28 protein-coding genes, 1 pseudogene and 1 riboswitch are annotated in these 21654 nt (G+C 40.7%); of the genes and pseudogenes, 4 read left to right on the top strand and 25 right to left on the bottom strand.

The annotated features are described in order from the left end of the window. Positions 1-302: 302 nt before the first annotated feature. A complete protein-coding gene (gene msrA / locus X953_RS05885; protein WP_232217778.1) occupies positions 303-899 on the top strand; it encodes a peptide-methionine (S)-S-oxide reductase MsrA in 597 nt (198 codons plus the stop codon). A gap of 191 nt (positions 900-1090) precedes the next feature. Here the strand turns inward: msrA and X953_RS05880 are convergent, their stop codons facing one another. The 20 genes from X953_RS05880 to X953_RS05785 form a co-directional block, all read right to left on the bottom strand. After that, positions 1091-1795 carry a hypothetical protein gene (locus X953_RS05880; RefSeq protein WP_040954757.1) on the bottom strand — a complete coding sequence of 235 codons (705 nt, stop codon included), beginning with the start codon at positions 1793-1795 and terminating at the stop codon, positions 1091-1093. A gap of 14 nt (positions 1796-1809) precedes the next feature. After that, on the bottom strand, positions 1810-2397 hold the full coding sequence (locus X953_RS05875; RefSeq protein ID WP_040954756.1) for a cob(I)yrinic acid a,c-diamide adenosyltransferase: 588 nt from the start codon (positions 2395-2397) through the stop codon (positions 1810-1812). 33 nt (positions 2398-2430) lie between these two features. Continuing rightward, positions 2431-2862 carry a bifunctional adenosylcobinamide kinase/adenosylcobinamide-phosphate guanylyltransferase gene (locus X953_RS05870; protein WP_040954755.1) on the bottom strand — a complete coding sequence of 144 codons (432 nt, stop codon included), beginning with the start codon at positions 2860-2862 and terminating at the stop codon, positions 2431-2433. Further along, on the bottom strand, positions 2814-3440 hold the full coding sequence (locus X953_RS05865) for a histidine phosphatase family protein (RefSeq protein WP_040954754.1): 627 nt from the start codon (positions 3438-3440) through the stop codon (positions 2814-2816). Before X953_RS05865 ends, X953_RS05870 begins: the two co-directional genes overlap by 49 nt. Continuing rightward, positions 3398-4198 carry an adenosylcobinamide-GDP ribazoletransferase gene (gene cobS, locus X953_RS05860; RefSeq protein ID WP_040954753.1) on the bottom strand — a complete coding sequence of 267 codons (801 nt, stop codon included), beginning with the start codon at positions 4196-4198 and terminating at the stop codon, positions 3398-3400. Before cobS ends, X953_RS05865 begins: the two co-directional genes overlap by 43 nt. Beyond that, a complete protein-coding gene (locus X953_RS05855) occupies positions 4188-5030 on the bottom strand; it encodes a cobyric acid synthase (RefSeq protein WP_052350058.1) in 843 nt (280 codons plus the stop codon). Before X953_RS05855 ends, cobS begins: the two co-directional genes overlap by 11 nt. Then, entirely contained in the window at positions 5027-5590 is a 564-nt protein-coding gene (locus X953_RS05850; RefSeq protein ID WP_040954752.1) for a bifunctional adenosylcobinamide kinase/adenosylcobinamide-phosphate guanylyltransferase, read from the bottom strand. Before X953_RS05850 ends, X953_RS05855 begins: the two co-directional genes overlap by 4 nt. After that, the gene (cobD, locus tag X953_RS05845) at positions 5572-6648 is read right to left on the bottom strand and encodes a threonine-phosphate decarboxylase CobD (RefSeq protein ID WP_040954751.1); all 1077 of its coding nucleotides are present in this window, start codon (positions 6646-6648) and stop codon (positions 5572-5574) included. The genes X953_RS05850 and cobD overlap by 19 nt, the downstream gene beginning before the upstream one ends. Then, on the bottom strand, positions 6623-7588 hold the full coding sequence (gene cbiB / locus X953_RS05840) for an adenosylcobinamide-phosphate synthase CbiB (RefSeq protein ID WP_040954750.1): 966 nt from the start codon (positions 7586-7588) through the stop codon (positions 6623-6625). The genes cobD and cbiB overlap by 26 nt, the downstream gene beginning before the upstream one ends. Continuing rightward, entirely contained in the window at positions 7566-9053 is a 1488-nt protein-coding gene (locus tag X953_RS05835) for an adenosylcobinamide amidohydrolase (RefSeq protein ID WP_040954749.1), read from the bottom strand. The genes cbiB and X953_RS05835 overlap by 23 nt, the downstream gene beginning before the upstream one ends. Next, the gene (locus X953_RS05830) at positions 9053-10120 is read right to left on the bottom strand and encodes an iron ABC transporter permease (RefSeq protein ID WP_040954748.1); all 1068 of its coding nucleotides are present in this window, start codon (positions 10118-10120) and stop codon (positions 9053-9055) included. The genes X953_RS05835 and X953_RS05830 overlap by 1 nt, the downstream gene beginning before the upstream one ends. Continuing rightward, positions 10083-11081 (bottom strand): ABC transporter substrate-binding protein, encoded by a 999-nt coding sequence (locus X953_RS05825; RefSeq protein ID WP_040954747.1) that lies wholly within the window; start codon positions 11079-11081, stop codon positions 10083-10085. The genes X953_RS05830 and X953_RS05825 overlap by 38 nt, the downstream gene beginning before the upstream one ends. Positions 11082-11315: 234 nt before the next feature. Continuing rightward, a riboswitch (cobalamin riboswitch) is annotated at positions 11316-11501 on the bottom strand. A gap of 308 nt (positions 11502-11809) precedes the next feature. Next, on the bottom strand, positions 11810-12784 hold the full coding sequence (locus X953_RS05820) for a nuclease-related domain-containing protein (RefSeq protein WP_040954746.1): 975 nt from the start codon (positions 12782-12784) through the stop codon (positions 11810-11812). A gap of 158 nt (positions 12785-12942) precedes the next feature. Next, entirely contained in the window at positions 12943-13200 is a 258-nt protein-coding gene (locus X953_RS05815) for a DUF4176 domain-containing protein (protein ID WP_040954745.1), read from the bottom strand. A gap of 347 nt (positions 13201-13547) precedes the next feature. Beyond that, the gene (locus tag X953_RS05810; RefSeq protein ID WP_040956993.1) at positions 13548-13943 is read right to left on the bottom strand and encodes a hypothetical protein; all 396 of its coding nucleotides are present in this window, start codon (positions 13941-13943) and stop codon (positions 13548-13550) included. A 215-nt stretch (positions 13944-14158) separates the two neighbouring features. Next, positions 14159-14374, bottom strand: coding sequence for a T7SS effector LXG polymorphic toxin (locus X953_RS05805; protein ID WP_040954744.1), 216 nt, complete (start codon positions 14372-14374; stop codon positions 14159-14161). A 98-nt stretch (positions 14375-14472) separates the two neighbouring features. Further along, a complete protein-coding gene (locus X953_RS05800; RefSeq protein WP_052350057.1) occupies positions 14473-14727 on the bottom strand; it encodes a T7SS effector LXG polymorphic toxin in 255 nt (84 codons plus the stop codon). 24 nt (positions 14728-14751) lie between these two features. Continuing rightward, positions 14752-15027 carry a YwqI/YxiC family protein gene (locus tag X953_RS05795; RefSeq protein ID WP_040954743.1) on the bottom strand — a complete coding sequence of 92 codons (276 nt, stop codon included), beginning with the start codon at positions 15025-15027 and terminating at the stop codon, positions 14752-14754. Continuing rightward, complete coding sequence (locus X953_RS05790) at positions 15024-15446, bottom strand: DUF5082 family protein (protein WP_040954742.1); 423 nt, start codon at positions 15444-15446, stop codon at positions 15024-15026. The genes X953_RS05795 and X953_RS05790 overlap by 4 nt, the downstream gene beginning before the upstream one ends. A 166-nt stretch (positions 15447-15612) precedes the next feature. Further along, positions 15613-16131, bottom strand: coding sequence for a GrpB family protein (locus tag X953_RS05785; RefSeq protein ID WP_040954741.1), 519 nt, complete (start codon positions 16129-16131; stop codon positions 15613-15615). A 123-nt stretch (positions 16132-16254) separates the two neighbouring features. Here X953_RS05785 and X953_RS05780 point away from each other — a divergent pair, with 123 nt between their 5' ends. From X953_RS05780 to X953_RS05770, 3 genes are all read left to right on the top strand, one after another. Next, positions 16255-16539 carry a hypothetical protein gene (locus X953_RS05780; protein WP_040954740.1) on the top strand — a complete coding sequence of 95 codons (285 nt, stop codon included), beginning with the start codon at positions 16255-16257 and terminating at the stop codon, positions 16537-16539. A gap of 77 nt (positions 16540-16616) precedes the next feature. Beyond that, positions 16617-17168 carry a cupin domain-containing protein gene (locus X953_RS05775; protein WP_040954739.1) on the top strand — a complete coding sequence of 184 codons (552 nt, stop codon included), beginning with the start codon at positions 16617-16619 and terminating at the stop codon, positions 17166-17168. A 379-nt stretch (positions 17169-17547) separates the two neighbouring features. Further along, positions 17548-17850 (top strand): hypothetical protein, encoded by a 303-nt coding sequence (locus X953_RS05770; protein WP_040954738.1) that lies wholly within the window; start codon positions 17548-17550, stop codon positions 17848-17850. Between the two features lie 111 nt (positions 17851-17961). Here the strand turns inward: X953_RS05770 and X953_RS19040 are convergent, their stop codons facing one another. From X953_RS19040 to bamE, 5 genes and pseudogenes are all read right to left on the bottom strand, one after another. Further along, positions 17962-19218, bottom strand: a complete 1257-nt coding sequence (locus X953_RS19040) for a thermonuclease family protein (protein ID WP_052350056.1) — start codon at positions 19216-19218, stop codon at positions 17962-17964. A gap of 182 nt (positions 19219-19400) precedes the next feature. Further along, positions 19401-19969 (bottom strand): annotated as a pseudogene (locus X953_RS05760) (nucleotidyltransferase family protein). Between the two features lie 24 nt (positions 19970-19993). Beyond that, positions 19994-20485, bottom strand: a complete 492-nt coding sequence (locus X953_RS05755) for a DUF4181 domain-containing protein (protein WP_052350055.1) — start codon at positions 20483-20485, stop codon at positions 19994-19996. Positions 20486-20718: 233 nt separating this feature from the next. Continuing rightward, on the bottom strand, positions 20719-20976 hold the full coding sequence (locus tag X953_RS05750; RefSeq protein WP_040954737.1) for a hypothetical protein: 258 nt from the start codon (positions 20974-20976) through the stop codon (positions 20719-20721). 52 nt (positions 20977-21028) lie between these two features. Then, positions 21029-21604 (bottom strand): outer membrane protein assembly factor BamE, encoded by a 576-nt coding sequence (gene bamE, locus X953_RS05745; RefSeq protein WP_052350054.1) that lies wholly within the window; start codon positions 21602-21604, stop codon positions 21029-21031. Between the last annotated feature and the right edge of the window lie 50 nt (positions 21605-21654).

Below are 21654 nucleotides of genomic sequence, written 5' to 3'. Positions count from 1 at the left end.
TCATACAATATTTTATTAAAGAAGAGAATATTCCACGACACTCCTTTTAAAGCAAAATGGTATCACTACGGTCTTTTCTGTGTTATAAAGGAAATAAAGACCCTCATCCAAAATTTCGTACATTGCTCCTCCACTTGCTCTCTACCATTCTAAGAAAAGAGGTGCCTCATATGCATGTTACCTATAGATTGCTTTTCATTGTATTTTGCTGTATTTTTCTTGCGGCATGCTCGGAAATGTCTCTCGGTAGTTCTACGAATAATCATCCAGATCCCAAACCTGCAGAAAAAGGAGATGGTTACATGTTGAAACCAGATGTAAAAAATATTAATGATCACTTAGAATATGAAGGACGCGACCTGAAAAAGATTTATTTTGCTGGTGGTTGCTTCTGGGGCGTGGAAGCATATATGAATCGCATTTACGGGGTGTCTCAAGTTGTTTCTGGTTATGCCAATGGTAAGGGTAAAAATCCAAGCTACGAGGATGTCATTAAAGGCGATCAGAATTTTGCTGAAACGGTAGAGGTTACGTATGATCCAGAGCGTGTTTCCTTGGATACGTTGATTGACAGATTGTTCCAGGTCATTGATCCAACCTCTAAAAACAAGCAGGGAAATGATGTCGGGGTACAATATCGAACAGGCATCTACTTTACCACCCCGGCTGAAGAAGAAGTCGTGAAATCAGCAATCGAGCGCGAGCAGGAATATTATAAGGATGCCATTGTAACTGAAGCGCAACCACTGGAAAACTTTTATAAGGCAGAAGAATTTCATCAGGATTATTTAGAAAAAAATCCAAATGGCTACTGTCATATAAACTTAAACACTGCAAATCAGTTTGCGATTGATCCAATTGAAATGGATAAAGAAATCGTGGAAAAGCTAAGTAAATAAATGAAAATCAAGGGCATACAATTTATCATTGTTGCCCTTGATTTATGGGTATTAAAATATGTTTATTCCTATTGCGGAGGATTAATTTTACCTGCGGATGATTTTTTTCCTCTGCGGCGGATTAACCCTACCTCCGGATGATTTCTTTCCTCTGCGGCGGATTAACCCTACCTCCGGACGATTTCCTGCTCCTACCCAACAATCAATTCATGATAATGTATCCCTGCAACACTCTCAATAAGCTCAGCATCTTCTGCTTCAAAGGCAATGATAAAACAGGTTGCCGGGCCGGCTGATTTCAAGATATCTTCACTGCAACTAAGATGCCCGGCGGTTCTGTTTGTCCACTTTTGCCAAGTAGCTGCAATGCCTTTAGAACCAACCGGTGCAACACCTCTAACAAAAGCCATATCACAAAGCTTTTTAAATAAGCGAAGTGGAGCAATCTTATCAGCTTGTTCGACCACTTCATTTCCTACCAGCGGCACTCCAATTACAGCAAATTTCACATCCCCAGACAGTGCAACCGGTGCTGCCTCAACAGGTCGCTTCCCAATTATCGTTAATCCCAGGCCGGATTGCAGTCCAGGAAAATTACTTTCTGTGCTTCCTGTAATTGGCAAATTCCCATAATCAATCTCCTCCATCACCTGTCTAACTCCATGTTGATAAGCATCCCAGGCGATTTCATCTGTAAAGTTTTGCATGACCACCGCACTCGGTTCGCCTCTCACTGCCATACACTCCATCATGGCGACACGGCAAGCATAATGGGCAACAACCGTATTTGGAACGTGAACTTCATCGTGTTCTTTTTCCCCGATGGCTCCACTATTATCGGAAGCAATCACCATTTCCTGTGTTGCTGTTAAAGGCAAAATAATCGCATTACTCATGTTGAGAACTGCTCCTATTCTTCTTTTTTCTTCTTATTACTGCCACGGAAAACCTTAGCACTACGGATATATTCCACATCCGGAATTTCCAGACGAGCATTGATCACTCGTGCGACAGCAAAAAAGTAATCTGACAGTCTGTTGACATATTTTAAAGGAATTGGAGAAACTTCTTCTTCTGTTTTCATTAAGGTAACAATCTTTCGTTCCGCTCTTCTTGCAACAGTGCGGCAAATATGAATGGTGCTGGCTGCATCTGAGCCTCCTGGTAAAATGAAGCGCTCTAATGCTGGTGCTTCTTCAATAAAGTCATCGATTTTATTTTCCATATATGTGATAGGGTCTTCGGTTAATTTATGCTCTCTTTCCTTTTTAATATTGGACAGCTCGGAACCGCAATCAAACAGTTCGTGTTGGATCTTCTCCAAATCATCAATAATATCCTTAAACAATTTCTGATCTAATTCACAGATTGCTTTGCCAACAAAAGAATTCAGTTCGTCAATCGTCCCATATGCTTCCACACGGATATCATCCTTGTCCAGTCTGCCTCCGATAACACTTGTCTGACCCTTATCCCCTGATTTTGTATATAATCGCATAGATAACACTCCTTTAGTTAGTAGTATAAAATCTTACTTCAGCTGCTGTGCCACGCCATACCAAATTACATCCATCTTTTCTGCTTGTTCAGCTATGTCCTGATACACCCAGCCTACTCCATCTCGCCACATTCTGTCATGTTTTTCTATCGGGACAATGCCTTTAGAAATGTCTGTGCCGATGATAATAAGCTTTCGTTTGTCATTTTCCTTTTCCCACTCCAGCCATGCTTGAACCCCTTTTGCCATCTTTTCACGAACCGCTGAAAGCGTTGTCTCTTCCTCCAGAAGCGCCCCTACCCAGTGCTCCACTCCTTCTACTACCACCACATAGTGATCCTCTCCTTCAACGGGAGGTTCCATCTTGGCACCATCATACGCAGAGCACCAATAGGATGCAGTAGGATAATGCTTTTTCACCCATTTTCGCTTTCCGTTATAGGCACCACCTGTAACGAAGTGCATTGATCCCCCTCCTTCCAATCCGCCAAAGTCCAATATAATCTTATGCCACGTTGATGTGGTACATGCCAATCCCAAAAACGTTTCTTTTCTCGTGTAAATGTTGATAATAACAGACGGATTACCCCGCCATGTGTTACTAACAGATTTTCGGAATACTGCCCCTGATCGATCTGCTTCTTCATAACAGCCCAGCCTGCCACAACGCGTGCTTCCATTTCCGTAAAACGTTCTCCCCCAGGTGGTTTCCCCTCAAAAGGATGATCCAGCCACTCACGATATGCTGTTTCCTGGCAAAGCGTTTCATATGTTTGCATTTCCCATTTACCAAAATGTAGCTCCCTAAATGCTTTGCTTTCTATGCTAGATACATATGGAGCAAGGCAGGCTGCAGTTTCCGTGCAACGTTTCAGATCACTCGTCATGCAGAATTCAAACCTCGGCAAGGCATTGGCTATGTCCATAAGCACTTGTTTTGCTTCCATTGTAATTGGTGGATCACTCCAGCCCACATATCTTTTTTCCAGATTTGCATGTGTCACACCATGGCGAAAGAGTGTAATAGCAACACCGTTATCCATAAAGCCAATTCCATCCCTTCTGAGCTTGCCCCCAACGTATCACCAGTGATGCCCCCGAAATTCTTCACTATTTTTCCAGCAATGCCATAGCCGAACAGGACAAGCGTAAGAACCAAAATGCCATATCCTAAAAGCAATTCTTTAGCATAAAACAGAAGAAACAGACCCATTAATAAAAGAAAGAGAACGTAAACAACCCAAATGCCTTTCCTCGCTCCCTGTTTAAAAAAGGAAGCCATCCCTGATTCTCTTGCTGCAGGCAATGTTTGAAGATATGCACCTAATAACATTTTACCAAGAAAAGGAACGAGTATGACCCATACATACATTTCTTCGTTAAAGCCAATTAATTCATATAAAACAATAAATCGTACGAATAGAAACACAATAACAGAAAGGACACCAAAGGCGCCAACGCGTGGATCCTTCATAATCTCTAAGCGCTTATCTTTTTCTCGAAAAGAAAAGTAGGCATCACTTGTATCGATCCAACCATCCAAATGGATTCCCCCAGATAAAGCAATGAGGACAAGCCATAAAACAAGCGCCACCAATAAGCCCGATAAAGGGAGAGATTGTGCAATGAATAAAAATATTGCATAAATACCTCCCTGGATCAGTCCTAACACCGGAAAACTATACAATGCATACGATACATGCTTCTGCTCCATTGGTAGTTCCCTGCGTAAGGGGATGGTCGTAAAAAATTGCAAATTAATGCCGATGCCAATAAAGATATCCTTCAGTCTACGAAGCATGAGTTTCACCCAGACTGATTGCTAGTAGTCTTTTCCAATCTATATATTTTTCCACATGTGTTGCTAGTTGGTCATAATCCTCATCTGTAGGTAGGCCTAGTTCCCGACCGTCATTGGCATCAAGCTCATCTTCCTCCTTGATGTGATGCTTTAACCCAGGGATCACTCCAAGTACAGGGATCCCCGTATACTGTTCGATCCACTCTTTGCCAGAAGAAAAGGATGTAATATAACCATGAAATTTATTAATAATTAATCCCTTCACTCGCTTTCGTTCTTCCGGTGCCAGCAGCTCCAGTGTACCCACAATGCTTGCAAACGCACCACCTCTGTCAATATCCGCAACCAAAATAACAGGAACATCAGCGAGCTCAGCAATCGCCATATTCGCAAGATCCCGTCCCTTTAAATTCATTTCTACAGGACTGCCTGCCCCTTCGATCACCAGCAGGTCATACTTCTTCTCCAGTTCGGATAGGCCTGTTTGAATGACTTGTTTTGCACGATCATAATATACCGACTTATACGTACTTCCTTGAAGCTTTCCTTGAGCTTTCCCCAATAATAGGACTTCTGTTTCTTGCTGAGGATGCGGTTTTAGTACAATTGGATTCATGTACACAGAAGGCTCAATCCTAGCCGCTTGCGCCTGCTGAAATTGAGCAATACTCATTTCTACATCCTCTCCCAACAGGATCGTAAAACTGGACATGTTCTGGGCCTTGAATGGAGCAACCGCATAGCCCTTATTTACATATAATCTGCACAACGCTGTTGCAAGCAAGCTTTTCCCTACATTGGATGCTGTTCCTTGGATCATGATTCCTTTCATCCTTTTTCTCCTTTCATGCAGACAGGGATGCCCGCTTCTACGAGATAAGCAGTGTCCGCCTCCTTGACAATTCGTTGATGCAGCGTACCTAGAATATATTGATACCGTTGGACAAGCTCGGAGGAATATGGAACGCCTTGTACCACTTCATTAGATACAAGCACAACTTCAGCCCCCGTCTTGCTTAGACTGCTAATGTCTTTCCACATGTGCTGCATGACTTGCTCTGTATCTTCCATTTCCCTGCCAAATAAGTAATTATTAAGTAGTGTGGTCACACAATCTAGCACCAAAATATCTGACTTCCCAAATGCAGAAGCAATTTTATACACATCATAGGCACATTCCCATGTCTCCCAATTTGCATTGGAAGCTTGTCTGTCTTTTTGGTGGCGAGCAATACGCTCCGTCATTTCCTTATCTGATGCCACACCACAAGCAATATAATGGAGCTTTGTGTTTGGTAGCTGTAGATGTAGCTCTGTCGCCATTCTTTCTGCAAATGAACTTTTCCCGCTGCGTACACCGCCAGATATGAAAATCATCCTTCCCTCTTCCATTTCACAAGTGCCTCCATCAATTGATTGTTTTCTGCTTCCTTTTTCACTGCTGCACGAAGCCATTCCCCTTCCAAGCCAGGAAAATTATATGTATGTCTTAATACAAGACCTTCTTCTAATAAAAAATGATATAAATTTTCTTGTGAAGCCATTGCTGGATCCTTCAGCAAGTAAAAATTCACACCAGAAGCGCTATGGATATAATCAGATCGTTGAAGAAAACGAAACACTCTGTCTCTTTCATTTGCAATAAAATTGGTTGTATCCTTCACATGCTCTACCTCCTGAAGGCAAGCAACTCCTGCTTTTAATGCGATGCCATTGAGCGCCCAGTGGGACTGCCGTTTACCGATTTGCTCCACTAAGCCCGGCTCACCAACAAGGTAGCCGAGACGTAATCCGGCAATATGGTACATCTTTGTAAGCGAACGAAGAACAAGTAGATACGGGGAATTACTCGCTTTCTGAATAGATGTGACAGGTGGATGAGCAAAATCATAAAAGGCTTCATCTAGGATGAGTAATGTTTTCACTTCCACACATGTTTCTATTAGCCAATTCATTATGCTTTGGTCAAATGCGATTCCGGTCGGATTATTCGGGTTACAAAAAAACACTGCATCTGCAGCTTGTAGCTTCTTATGTAGTGCTTCTTTATCCACGGTAAACGCGGGTGCCTCTAACTGAAAATAAGAAATATGACAATCCTCAGCCCGGCATGCGGTTTCGTATTCCGAAAAAGCTGGCTGGACAATTAGAACGTTTTTACCTTGAAGAAAACGAGCAATTAATGTAATCAGCTCTGCAGCACCGTTTCCCGGCAATAGACTCGCAGGCTCTACCTTTTCCTTCGTGGCTATTTGTTGCTTCAATTCGGTAAAATGCGGATCTGGATAATCATATACAGCGGGCAGCCAGTCCTGCCAACAGTCTTGAACGGAAGCTGGTGTACCTAATGGATTGGTGTTTACACTGAAATCAATAACGGTGTCTGGTGCTTCCATCCCTAGCGCCTCATATACATGCTGGGTGTTAGCTCCATGTGCTGGTAAGTGCAATGCAGCCCCCTCCTATCCATAACAAGATAAAAAACAGCCAAACCGTATGCGCCATGATACGATTCGTCTGTATAATATGTTCTTTTTGCAGCTGGTGAATAGCTTGTCCCATCCGTTCACGCTCCGATTTTATTCCTTTATAATAATTCACACCACCAAGCTGAACACCGAGAAGGATTGCTGCAGCTGCTTCTCCCCAGCCACTATTTGGGCTTGGATGCTTCTTCGCTTCCTGTCTAAGCTGCGATAATGCCTGTCCTTTTGATAGTACTGCGGAGCGATTAGCCATCATCATGCAAAAGCCAGTTAATCTGCTGGGAATCCAATTTACAACATCATCAAAACGGGCCGAAGCCCAGCCAAAATAAAGATACTGCTCATTTTTATAACCAACCATGGAATCACACGTATTCACTGCACGATATGCCATGGCCAGCGGAGCACCACCAATACATGCCCAAAACAGTGGTGCAGTAATGCCATCACTACAATTTTCTGCCACTGTTTCCACTGTAGCTCTCGTAATTTCACTTTCATCAAGATTCGCTGTGTCTCTGCCAACAATCATAGACACACGCTGCTTCGCCTTCTCCATGTCGCCATCCTTCAGTGGTTGATAAACACCAAGCGCAGCTTCCTTCAAACCTTTTTGAGCAATCGTTGTGGCAATAAGCATTGCTTCTACCACAATCCCTAAAATACTATGTATCTGATAAGCAGCCAGGACAATTCCCCATGTAACAAGAAATACGCTTACTAAAATAAGTACAAGCAGGACGGTTCCTTTTGCTTTACGATGTTTTCCTTTGTTAAGAAATCGCTCCAGCCGCAAAATAAGCGAGCCAATCATTTTCACCGGATGTGGCCATGTTGGTGGATCGCCAATGAGCCGGTCAATAATCAGGGCAAATGTGATGCTAAGTAAATGATGCAGAATCATAATTTCCCCTCTTTTTATAATTTTTGAGTGCTTTTTTTGTTTCTGTATAAACACTCTTTCCGATCAATTCTCCCAGCTCGGTTGCTGTTCCCGCATAGGGCAAATCTGCACCTGATTGTGTTGCAGCAATTAATATACTGTCTGTTGAGGTTCCAGTAGCAACTGTATTTGTACGTTTATCCCGAATATCCAACTCTTGAAGCACTTTTGCCTTTGCCTCAGTTGCTGTAATCACAGCCTGAATAAATGCTTCTTCAGATAGCTTTCCATTTATAAAAATCCAAGTGTTAATCGTACCCTGAGGAGTGGAACCGGCAGCTGCCTTTACTTCTGTACTATCCGTAGCGTTACCGACACCCGCTGTTACAACCGTTAATAACGAAAAGTTCTCTTTTTCCCAGCTTCCATAAGCTGCGTCCTTTAGTTGAACAGCTGTCATCATACCAACCGTTTGTGATGTATCAAATCTATGCTTTTCCAAGTATGCATGCATATCCTCATAATGATCTGAACAATCATAGTCCTTGGAAACATGACGATTCACAAAATGCTGATACCAACCAATTCCTGCTCCACATACACCGGAAGAGAGCGTACGAAGCGGTTTCGGAGAACGCAAAGCAATGTGATCGTCCCTGCATTCAAGCATAGAAGCATTGATGATAACTTGATGATTCGTCTCATCCTCATATTTAGGCACAAGATGCATTTGTGGCTTCGCTATCGTCGGATGGGCATGCTTTTTAATATCTGTTCGGTATACATCCTTTAACATCGCCTCGGTCACGACGCCATCCGGTGCATGTAAGGCCATTGTCTTTCCTTGTGATAATAATAGCAGCCGGTCACAATACAGGCTCGCAAGATTTACATCATGGAAAATAGAAATGACAGTTAGCTTTTGCTCGATTGCCCTTTGCTTCAATAAATCCAATAATTCTTTCTGATAGGCCAAATCCAAATGGTTCGTCGGTTCATCAAGCAACAAAATCTCCGGTTCCTGGGCCAATGCCTGAGCCAAAAACACCCGTTGCTGCTCCCCACCAGATAGCTCCTGCACAGACTGATCCTGGAAGGAGATAATTTTTGTTTGCTGCATCACTTCCTGAACAACCTGTTCATCAGCTGCTGTCCATGTCTGGAAAAGCCCTTTATGATGTGCATACCTTCCCAATGCTACTGTTTCCTTTACCGTATATGGGAAGGCATGTGATGTAAGCTGTGGCAGGACAGCCATTTTTTTGGCAAGCTCCTTTCGTGAAAAATCACCTATATGCTGCTCGCCAATCGAGATGGAGCCCTCTATACAAGGCAGCAACCCACTAATCATTTTTAATAGTGTTGTTTTGCCACTTCCATTCGGTCCCAATATACCGAAGAACTCTCCCTTGTCTACAGAAAAATGAATGTCCTGGACAATCGGTTCCGCATCATACCCTCCGGAAACGTGATCAAGATGCAACATTACAAACCGCCTCTACTTCCTTTTCGTTGTTTAATTAATATCATCGCAAATACCGGTGCACCAATTAATGCGGTAATTACACCAATCGGCAATAGACGTGGGGATATGATCGTTCGGGATACTAAATCGGTTAAAATTAAAAAACCGGACCCCGTAATAATGGATAAGGGAAGCAAGTGAACATGGTCAGGTCCCCATAAAAGCCGTGTTAAGTGTGGGATTACCAGTCCGACAAATCCAATGGCTCCAGAAACAGCAACAGCAGCACCTGTTAATATCGAACCAGCTGCTAAAATGACCAGTTTCCTTTTTTGCACATCGACACCTAAATGCTGTGCCCGTTCTTCCCCAAACGACATGGCATTCAACTCTTTACTGTTGATCATAAGCAAAAGGGCTCCCACAATAAAGAACGGAATAATAATCCCGACATAGTCCCATCCCCTCATGGATACACTGCCAAGCAGCCAGCCGATAATTGCTTCCAACTGATCACCTGTAAGCGCAATCATCAAGGAAATAAATGACCCTAAAAAAGAACTGAATATAATCCCCGTTAAAATAATTGTCTCCACCCGCATTGTTTTTTCCACTTTACGAGCAAAGAACAGCACAATCAAAATGGTAACCAATGCTGTTGTAATACTGAAAACTGGTAAGGTATAGAGTCCTAAGAATGGAAGACTAATGTTAAAAAATATAGTAATAACCGCACCAACAGATGCTCCTGAAGATACCCCGAGAATGTATGGATCTGCTAATGGATTTCGCAGCAAGCCTTGAAAAGCCGCTCCTGCAATTGCAAGAGAGGCTCCTACTAGACCTGCTAATAGCACCCGAGGTAAGCGAATTTGAAAAATGATATTTTCATACATCGGATCCACCTGATCGGAAACCGGGAAATGGAACAGATGGGCTGCTATCACATGCACAATATCCCCCACCGGCACTGTCACACTACCAACAGATATGGCAGTAATGGCGGCAGCGATAAGGAATAATATGGATACGGCATATGCTATTATATATTTACTCTGCAAAAACGTCCGGATAGACAACCTTCGCAAGCTCCTTTGCACCCTCAACTAAACGTGGACCTGGGCGGCTAATCAAGTCTGAATGAATATCATATACAGATTCGTTTTTTATTGCAGTAACACTATCCCATCCATCACGACTCAATACGGACTCCTCGGCATTTTCCTCGTAATGACCATATGTAGTTACAATCACATCCGGATTAAGCTTTACAATCGACTCTGGATCGATTTGCACCCATCCGTCTTGTTCCTTTGCTGCATTTTCTGCATGGATGATCTGCAATAAATTATCGAAAAAGGTATTCTTCCCAGCAGTGAAAATTTCTGGGGCAGGAGATACTTCAAAGAAAACAGATTTACGATCTTCCTCACTAACCGTTTCTGCCTTCTCTTCCAGTTTTGCAAACTCGTCTTTCATGTTACCGACAATTTCCTCTGCCTTTTCCGTTGTACCTGTTATGTCACCAATTTGTTGAATGGATGCATATGTCTGATCAACATTCTGCGCATCGGCAACAATAAATACATTAATACCCGCATCTCGTAACTGTTGCAATCCAGCCTCAGCATTATGTGCACTGGAAGCATGTGCAAGCACAAGGTCTGGCTTTAAACCAATGATTTTCTCAATATTTAATTCCATTCCGCCGATTTTTTCCTTTTCCTGTACGGCTTCCGGATAATTATCATGATCAGATACGCCAACAACCTCTTCATCTAATCCTAGCGCAAAAGCAATTTCCGTATTACTTGGAATTAATGATACAATGCGTTCCGGCTTTTCTTCCAGTGTTACTTCTTTGTCAATGGCATCTGTTAAGGTAACTGGAAAATCACTTTGCCCGGTTTCTTCTGTTTGTTCTGTGTTTGTTTCCTCGTCTTTTGCTTTGTTTGCCGCATCATTGTCGCCAGAATCACCTGACCCGCAACCGACCAAAAGACCGAGTGTTAAGATGAATACAAATAAAAATGATAAAAGCTTTTTCAATCTGTTCTCCTCCTTTAAGTTATATGCCTGAGAGAAAAATGATTATGTAAAGGATGTGAACGTGCAAACTATCTTTTCTACCGGGGGACCCCCCATAAACGGCTTATCTACCCAGTCATTATTTCCTAGGAAATGAAAAAAACATCTCCAGGAAATGAAGATGAATGGTAAAAGAAAAGGATTTTAATAACATGCATACCTGTTCCTTTACACCCTCCTATTCCTCGTAGGCTGTGGTGCATCGGGGTTGCAGGCAGGTCTCCTGGCTTATGGTCAACACTCGCTGTGCCCCTTCCCATACTAACGTACAGTGGTAACACACAGCTAGCTCGCAAATACAGTGGCGGGACCGCGTTGGCTTCTCATCAACTTCCCTTTTACGATTTCTAAACAGAAATCACCTGCACCCTATGAATAAAATTGTAACTGCCTTCATTATACATTTTTTTGTGGAGTATGTCATTTTATAGTGGAAGATTGGAGGAGCTGCTGGGTGTACGTGGCTCTCTCATTTGGATGGGCGGTTCTCTCATTTGGGTGCGTGGCTCTCTCATTTGGGTGCGTGACTCTCTCATTTGAATGCGTGGCTCTCTCATCTGGGGCTCGACTCTCTCATTTGGCCGGGTGGGTCTCTCATATCAGGCGTGGGTCTCTCATTTGGATGCGGGCTCTCTAACTCGATGCCAGGACAAAAAATAAGCCATTAAAGTTATCCATACCTTAATGGCCTATCTATCAATATTATTTTTTGCTTTCAAAATCCGATAAATATTTTCTAAATCAGATGCTGTGAGAAGCGTGTTCTCCTCAGCTAGTTGATTCTTGAAATATGCAGCTAATTCTTCTTTTTCAATACACACATTTACATTTTGATTTTCCGAGTAATTAATTACTTTATTTTCCTCGTCAGATGAATAACTATAATATACAATCGGCGTCACAAAATTGTATTTCTTATTTTCCTTCAGAAGAAGCTTCCTTAATTCCAATGCGGTTCTCATCACTTGAGCAGCTGGATTACCATATGACAATAGCCTTAATTCAAGCTGGCTTCTTCCATCGACCTTTCTATTTTTGTTTAACATCTTTTTAATGATAACGGTTTGTTCTTTCTTTAGTTCATAGCTTGAAAACATGTTATCCAATAAAATAGAAAGAGTTTCATCGTTTTGGTTATTTTTAGTTACACCATGTAATACTGTCCCCGCCCAGTGCTTCGTTTCGATTACGTAAACACCCGTCGGCAGGATTACCAAGTGATCAATTTGCCTTGTATATAAATTTCCGTCTTCCCATATCGGCACAAACAAATTGCCTCCGATAATCATTTCATTGTACGTGATTACTCCTTCTCCAACCAACTCATACTTTAATTCCTGTAAAAGATTGTGTGTTTCTACTTCGCCTCGAGTAATCGAAAATTCCTGGAGTGTTTCTATATATCTATCTTTATCATTTAATTTCTGAACAAAATTATCATTTATTCTTTTAATTTCATCATTGTAATGCTGATATAAGCTACTTTCTAATTTCTCATATTCTGTCTTATGGGATTCATTCGCCTCTTGAATTGTTGCAGCAGTTTCTGAGTGGTTTCTTTCAATTTCTTCTTTAAATATTTTATATTGTTTTTTCTGCCTAAAAAACAAGAACAGACTAAGTCCAATTAATAAAATAATGATGGGTATGTATATTAATTCCAATTCAAAAACTCCTTCCATCTTTATTTTACGACAAATGAAGGAATTTTTCTGTAAAAACGGTAAAATCATTTATAAATAGAATAAAAGTCCTACTATATAAACGATTGATACTCAGTCTAAATGCAGCCTGGATGAAGAATCACTTCCGGCTTTCATTCCTAGGCTTGCTTTAAAACTTCCTGAAACGCTTCTTCCTCTTCATTTTTGTAACCTTCGAATATTACTTCCGAAATGTCTGCATGGTTGAACACATAGGAATGTTCCTGATCAATATATCCCTCGGGATAAAGCACACCAAGGTAATCATACATGTTTAAATCATCTGTTTCATTCTCTATATCTTCCTCTTGAACTAACAGTTGCTTTCTAAATTGTAGGGGTAATTGTTTTCTGCTTAGTTTTTGATCAATTCTCATTTGTGCATTCCCTTCAACGATTTTCTTTTTATAATACGTTACTTAAACTGATTAGCAACGGTTTTGTTGATTCCTTATATCTACGTCCAAAAACAAACATTTTAATATTTTCTGTATTTAATTCCTTGACTTATTTTAACAATTTTAATTGATCTGTCTACCAAATTTATGTTGATTTAATTTTCTTTATTAAAACAAAAACCTTGTAAGGCATAAAGGCAATCAAGAGCATTTTTATATTCTCTAAAACTCATAAAAAACACTTGATTCCCATAATGGCAATCAAGTGTCTTACAGTTAGCTATATAACTATTCTGAGTATTAATAATTAATAAGTTAAACCTTGTTCACCTTTTCTCAGTAGTTGTCTTTATAAACTCGATACTTATTCTGTCAACTTTTATTTCAACATGCTTATCCATCAATTCAGGGTAATCAGAGAAATACTCATCTTCGTCATTAAAAATTATTCCTGCATCAATTGTATCCTCTTGTAATAAACCCCTTATATAATATTCATAACCCCAACCAATACGTTCTATTTCTTTCTTTTCTCCTTGGATTTCACTTATCATTAACTCATTTAAGATAGTAAACCCTATTGATACAGGATAACTTTTTCCTACTTCAATTTTATACGGACAAATAAAAGAGAATCCTGTAAATTCAACACCATCGATCTCAATCGTCACTTCTTCCTCAATATGCGGGTCTAACCTTTTAACAATAGCCATATATACCATATATAAACCCTCACTTCCTACTCCAACTACTTTACGTTTGTCCCAAAACGTAATTGGTCCGTAATCAGGTTGTTTAACATCGTCAGCGTTGAAGATGACATCTTTTTCATCCAAATTCTTTAAATACTTAGATATGGCTTCTTCCTCTTGGACAGAGAGCTTATTTTGTTCAGCTAGCTGCTGATACTCTACTGATCCCTCTATCCTATCAAAATTCATGGGGGTCTTACTAACTGAATGACCGCGACCAGTGCTGTATTTGCCTCGTCACTAAGACCTTCAGCTACCCGCTTCACCTTACCCAATCCCTCTTCCACATCATTTTCCAGGTATTCTTGCTTTATATAGCCTTCGGAAGATGATTCAAATGTTTGTACACTTTGCTGCATTTGTTCCATCGTTTTTTCGAGATCAGCTAAAAATTGGTACATATCATCAAAAGTGGAAGTGCCCTGATTAGCGACGTACGAACTGGACTGACTCGGAGGAGATAAAGAAAACACGATGAACGGAGTGAATCGATGTTGCCTTATCGTACGAAGAGGAAGGAAGTTGCGCTAGTCGCTGGGCACTGGAGCTGGACGTAGCTCTTGCTATAAAAGTGATGACAGTCATCATAAAACCCTCGAATTGCTTCCCCACCCGTACCTTTTAGAGAATCCTCCAGGGATACAATGCCACGAACTGCTTTTTGTAGCCCTGTGATCTTGTCCTGAAAGGCATCTATTTGTTTAGTTGATGTTGTAATATTATTCTTGAGACTTTCCACATCCAATACTTTCAAGTAAGCTCCCCCCTTTGCCCTACACTACTTTTGGTGAATGGATGTAGCTACAGATTCATCCGTTTCCTTCAGGTTTTCCACAGCTTGAACAGTTGCTTGAGCATTATCGAGTAAGAGTGTTTGATAGGATGTGACAAGTTCTCCAAATGTTTTCTTCATCTCTTCTAATTTATCTACCATTTCAAGTGAATTGTCGCCTTTCATTTCCGCAAACGATACTTCAAATCCTTGAATAGATGTTTTTAATTCCTCAAGCGCTTTTTCAACGGGAGCGCTGGCTAACTTTATTTCTGTGCTCATTCCTTCGTTAACTCCTCTCTCTTCTGCTCAAATAAAGCATCAATATTTGTCTGCAAAGAAGAAACTGTCCGCTCCCATCCGGCGATTTCCTCCTCAATGGCCTTCATTTCACGCTGTAGTTCTCCCATTGTTGCGCTCATCTGTTCATTCGGTATAGCCATATAGCTGACATGGAGCTGCTCTTTACGAAAGTTATCAAAAGCTGTCGCCAATTCCCCGTGCCATGTGGTTGTACCCAGCTCGGGTTGCATGCACAAGCTCTTCTTATCCACAAAATCACTTTTACAAGCCGCTAACTTTGTTGCTGTTTGCTGTAGCCGAGCAAGATCCTTTTTTCTTTCCTCTATTCGCTGTTCAAGCAAATGGACGGAACCCTGCAAACTTAAAATTTGGCTGCTAATCCATAAAAGAATACTCATTTATTTCTGCCCCCATCCGTGCAATTAGGTATAAATATGCATACATTTTTTCTCAGATACTATTATTATACGTAAAATGGGAAATTTTTCTAAGGTGAAAAAGTACCTCTTTTTAGAGAAAAAATGTAATTCTAGAAGTGCATTTAGTAAGAAAGTCCTAATAATTCTAATTGGATTCTTTGTACCATTTTACTGCTTTTGCTTCTATTTCTTTTACAAAATCATTTTTCCCCTCTATATACCTTTCCATATCAGTGGGAAATTGTGTTGCCAAGTGCTGCTTAAGATTTCCATAGCTTTCGCTTATAGCCGGATTTACTCGCAAGTAATCTCTGAATGCCAGATGCCTTATCGCTTCGGGGCTATCGATTTCAAAAATGTGAACATGATGAGTTCGGTCTTCTCCTCCTTTACGAAAAAACCGGCGCCTCGGTATGCCGTATTCTCCCATCGGCTCATATCCAATACGCTGCATTCCCTCATTATATGAATCTACCTTTTCAATATCTTTTACTACAGGCATGATATCGATAATAGGCTTGGCTTTTAAACCAGGTACTGAAGTACTGCCGATATGATAGATATGCTGTAGCAGATCTCCGAAAATTTGTTGAAGTTTAACTGCTTCTTCATTAAACCTGTCTGCCCATGCTGGGTTATATGAACATACTTGTACTTTTCTCATTCTAGTTACTCCTTTTATATTTTGTCTCTTTTTTTCTGCTTTTGGTCTAGTATAAATTATTCCGTTTCTCTTCCGCATCCGTTTTCATTGTATAATATAGTAGTTTAGATCGGAGGTTGGAAGATGCGCTATATCACCTTTTTATTTTTTGAAGCCGTCATTTTTAGTGGTATTATTCTTGTTCAGTTCTTTCTAGGAGCATATATCGGTGCACCATTTTCAGTAATCGATATCATTGCTGGCATTATGACCTTTTTTCTCTTGGGGGTATTATTCTATCTATTAATACTTTTATTTCAGAAAATGCAGTCCCTATCAACAAAAGTAAAAATAATCCTTTCGATCCCATGCTTTCTTCTGACAGCACTGGGTCTCGGTATTGGTCTAAGTTTTTTAGGCATCGGCTAATATGAAAGTGATGCTTGGTACATTTGCCCTCCCTTCTGCATAAAATAGGGTGATGAAAATTGTGAAGGGATGATAATATGCATCATTATTATTACACATGTCCATATATGAACTATACTAATCTACCAATTGATTACACCAGACAATACGGCTATCCTGCCTATCCACACGGTTATGCACCATTCGTACCAAATGACCACTTACCATTAGAGGAAACACGCTTAAAGGATTATGGAAAACAACCGTATGTAATTAATATTGAGGAGGCAGCAAAGAGGAATAATAACTTCCGCACTGCAATTTGGACTGGAGATAACTTACAGGTAACTGTGATGAGTATTCCTGTGGGCGGCGATGTAGGATTAGAAGTCCATCCAGATGTAGATCAGTTTTTACGAATTGAGGAAGGGCAAGGCGTTGTTCAAATGGGCAACACAGAAAGCAACTTGAATTTTCAACGACAGGTTACTGAGGATTATGCTATTATGGTGCCTGCCGGGAAATGGCATAATCTAATAAATACAGGAAACATACCACTAAAGCTGTATACAATATACGCCCCACCTGAGCATCCATTCGGCACAATCCATCGTACACAAGAAGAGTCGATGAGAGGGGAAAACTACTAATCATCTGATGTAAAAAGAGGTCGTGACAAGAAACTATTATACATTGAAAATCCGAACCGATTCGTACTACTACTGAATCATGGTTCGGATTTTTTTAACATATTAGCGGAGGAAAAACGCGCAGACTCCTGTGGGAGAAAAGCCTAGGTAAGACCCCGGAGTGCGTAGCATGAGGAGGCTTAGCAGCGCCCACGGAAAGCGAAGCGTTTTTCCGGAGCGGGAGGCCCACACTTTAGAATGTTCAATCTTAAAAAAGCGTTATTTAGTTATGTCCCAACCTCTTCCCCCCTTCACCTTGTGGTAAAATATAACATATTAAGGAATAGTATTTGATACATCCTTTACTGTGTTAATAACTGTTCTAAAGGGGAGGATTTATATGCGCGTTTTGTTGGAACTTTTACGTATTATCCTTATTTTTGGCTTGCTTGGTGGATTAAGCTGGGAAATAATTAAAAACGTTTACTCCATAAATGAAGCGACCGAATTATACGGGTGGATGGCTGGTTTGGCTATTTATGTGCTTCTATTTATATTGTACAGAAATAAACTGCAATTCTCCGGATGGTATAAAGGAAAAGGCCGGGAAAAGCTTTCGAGAACTGCTACTGGCATTTTAGCAGCATGTGCAGGAATTCTATTTTTACTTCCGTTTGGTTTGGCCTATTTTATTGGGATTTGATAAAGGGTGTCGGTATACGAAGGCACGTGGCTTAATCGTCTATGCCTATTGTGCCCCGAAAAGCAACCCATTCCATCTGCTGTTTCATTAAAGCTACCACATTAAAAAGGCTTACGGTAAGCTTTCACACACCATTCCATCCCCATCTCGACCATCTAAGCGATGCGGATCTTTTGCTGGTCCGCCTGCTGCTTCAAAGAAATCTTGCGCTTGTTGCTGTGTATCAAAATCTCCACAATCTCGGTCTGGTCCGTTTGGATCATATTTCAAAGTACTTGAAGAAGAACCTTTTTCTCCCTCATTGGCTTCATTTTCAGACGCTTTTTCCTCTGTAGAACTGCTATTATTATTCCCAGAAGAATCTTTTTCTGTGCCTCTTCCATAATAAAAGCCATCATCACGGACATAGCCATCACGCGACCATATCCCTTTTTCTTTATTTTTAGCTCTGTTTTGTGCCTTCATATATTCTTGATAATGTGTATATGGTGGGTCATATACATAAGCAAGCCTTGCCAGACCTTCCTCCAGCAGCATTTGATTGAACATTTTCCCGTCCACCCAAATGTAAGCTAAAGACCGACCATATTTATCCCGCTTCGGCCCATCGTACTCTACTTCGATTTGCTTACCAGAAAGCTCTTGCTTGGCAAAGCTGCTCGCCTCGGGGCCAAATGGTTGTACTGGCTTGGATGGATGTTTGGTTTCCGGTGTATCTACTAGTAAAAGACGCACTGTTTCTTCGTGTCCATTCAAATTTATTTTAACCGTATCCCCATCAACCACTCTCGTCACCTGAGCGTCTGGCCCGTGATCTGCTTGTTCCTGTGGTGTTGCCGTCTTCTTAGCTGACTGTTCTTTCTCCTCTGCTGCAGATTTGTTTTCTTGCTTCACTGACTGCTTTTCTTTAGATGCTTCCTTCTCCTGGTGCTGTGCTGTATCTTGCTCGGATGTAGGTTTTTCTTTCTGTTCTAGGTTTGCTATTTCTTTCTCAGCAGCTTTTTCCGCTTCCAGTTCGTTATTTTCTGCTTGATCAGTCTCCTGCTCCTGAACCTCAGCCTGTTCACTACCAGCAGGAAAAGGCATTGCTCCTGCGGTAATAAGAGAAACGACGAGCACCAGAATTGCTACCTTGCGATTTACGATATGTAGAAACTTTACATTACCTTTAAATAACGCGATCACTGCTCCTAAAAAAGCAATCATCGTAATAACCTGTGCACCATTCCATAATGTATCAACAAATGTCCCTTGGAACACTACAGGCAATACGCCCAACAGTAAAAAAATATATCCAATGCTTGCAAGCACTTTCCTCCATGTCGTATCAGACCGAAATCCCGGCACCTGTTTTATAAAATTCTTCACGTTATGTCCTCCTGAATTATGAAAATATAATAGCTCTATGATGAAATTGGAGTGTCGTATCCTATTAGTTTACCAGAATCTAACACATGAGAGAAAGCTAATAATTAGAAAAGAAAAAGAGTCCCAAAATAAATAAACAGAAATAGGCAGTCTATTTTTAAAAGAACATAAAAAAAGCCACCTTACCGAGATAAGTGTACTCTAACTCCCGGCCAAATAGCTTTCCAGTCCTTTTCTTGTACTCTTTTCTCATAAATAGCCATACGCTCTTTTGTCTCTAGAAAATATGGAGTTGGGTTTACTTCCATCTTCAGTAAGTCAGTGAGCCCCAGGGGGCAGCCAAGACAACCTCATTTTCCTGATCCAGCTTCAGTCCCAGTGCCGTTACTGTTTCAGGAAATTTAGAAATAGCATCCTCAGCAGAAGTATAGGCTGGGATTTGATTCACCACATGCATTCTTGCTTCATTTTTAACCGACCAAGGAATATGGGGCATCAAACTAATTAATTTTTCCTCCAGCTGCTTTTCTATCTGCTCATCCAACTGGTTTGGATTAAAATAAATAACATCTACATCCGCGGTACGTGTTGGTTCATCATACCCACTTAATGCATCCCAAATTTTTGCTCGAATGTAGCCAGCACAAACCCACCAATCCGGTAAATTTAATGTCTTTACCACCTGCAGTATTTCCATCACTTCTCTATCTGAATTCAATAAATGTACAATATCCTCTTTGGATTTAAGCATTTGCTTCCCCTTTTCCTAAACTGACTAATAAAGCCATACCTCAAAGCCTTTACTATTTATTATTATTAGTACCGCAACCAAGAAGATAATATAAACCCCTATCATGCTGATTGTGTACATATATTGCTTTCGGTTACTTGCATACTTCCACTCCATAAATGCCCGCAGACCCTCAGAGAGAAAAATTAGTAAAAATATAAACGTCCATGGCGCCAAATACCAGAACTCACTCATGTCACGGTTCACATATATAAAAAATGAGACGCTCATTAGACTAAAAAAAACAATACGGAGAGTCCAATCCCATTTTTTATGTTGTTCATTTAAATGATTATGAGAAAAACTCTTTCGCTTCTCTACTTTAAAGACTTTCCGCATGAGTCTATCAATACCAGCGAGGAATAACCCGATTAAAATCATGAATAGAATAAACTTCCACCAATCAAATTCAACATATTCCATTATTTTCTCACTCTCTTCATAGATTAATAGTGAACCGAGACATGCGAAGCTCATACCTCGACATATCCCCCAAACGAGACAGTCTATCCAGCAACCGCGACAAAATAACGGCTAACCGAGACATGGCGAACCCCACCCGAGACAACGACTTTACCAACCGCGACAAAATAGGTTCTAACCGAGACTCAGGCTATCCTATTCGAGACACCGGCCCCTCTATCCGCGACACAGTGAGCTCCAACCGAGACACCGACTCCCCCATCCGAGTCAGCCTCCCAGCAACTTCCCTATCTTTCGGCAGCCACAGGCATATATTTTGTGAAATAAGCACCTAGCATGAGGAAGATAACGGTGAGCGTCCAATTCACTATCCCCATAAAATTGAACCAATAAGCGAGCAAATTTGTAATTGCAATAAGATAGAAGCTTATAGGTGTGAGCAGCGTCTTCCAACCGGTAATACCATTTTTCTTTCTCTTGTGAATCAGATAATTAAAAGAAATTAATAGAGCAATAACTAAAATAACAGACAAAATGATTGGCACTTGAAAATCCCTCCTTTTTAACAGACTTAAACATCATTAGCTTTCATCTTAATTAATCCGTTACTACAGCATATTTTTTCACTTTATCTTCTTTATCAAAATCAATGACTAACCATTCACTATCAATAGAAATGAGCCCTCGCTCGTTTCCAAGATGATAAACGATATTATTATCATTTTTAAAGTACTCTGTAATAGTTGGTTTCCCTAGAAGAGCGACAACTTCTTCCCTTGTTTTTCCATCGATCTCATGATCAGTTAATAAATCGTCCACCATGTATACTCTTTTTCCCGTGTCGTTCTGCATCCATTTTTTAGAGGTGAAGTGCGTCTCACCTTCATTAACACCGAGCATGATCATACAGATTAGAACTGGAGCACTTCCAATGAGTGTAATTCCCGCAAAGATACTTTTTTGCTTCCATCTTCTGTTGGGCTCTGTTTTCTTCCATAAAGACCACTGAAATAAAAGGAAAGCAATAAATGGGAGCATAATAAAACTTATACTAACTACATTGTACGTTGAATGCATAAGATGGATAAAAAGTATATATCCAACCTGTAGAAAAAGGTAGAATCCCCCATAAAAATAAAAGATGCGCCATAACTGGTTTGGTTTTTGTTGCATAATCATCCCCCCAATACTTCTTTATTAAAAAAAAGCAAAGCACAGACTCA

It is taken from the genome of Virgibacillus sp. SK37, assembly GCF_000725285.1.
Lineage (GTDB): Bacteria > Bacillota > Bacilli > Bacillales > Amphibacillaceae > Virgibacillus_Q.
The sequence above is the reverse complement of the archived record's forward strand: the minus strand, read 5'-3'. Positions and strand labels throughout refer to the sequence as shown.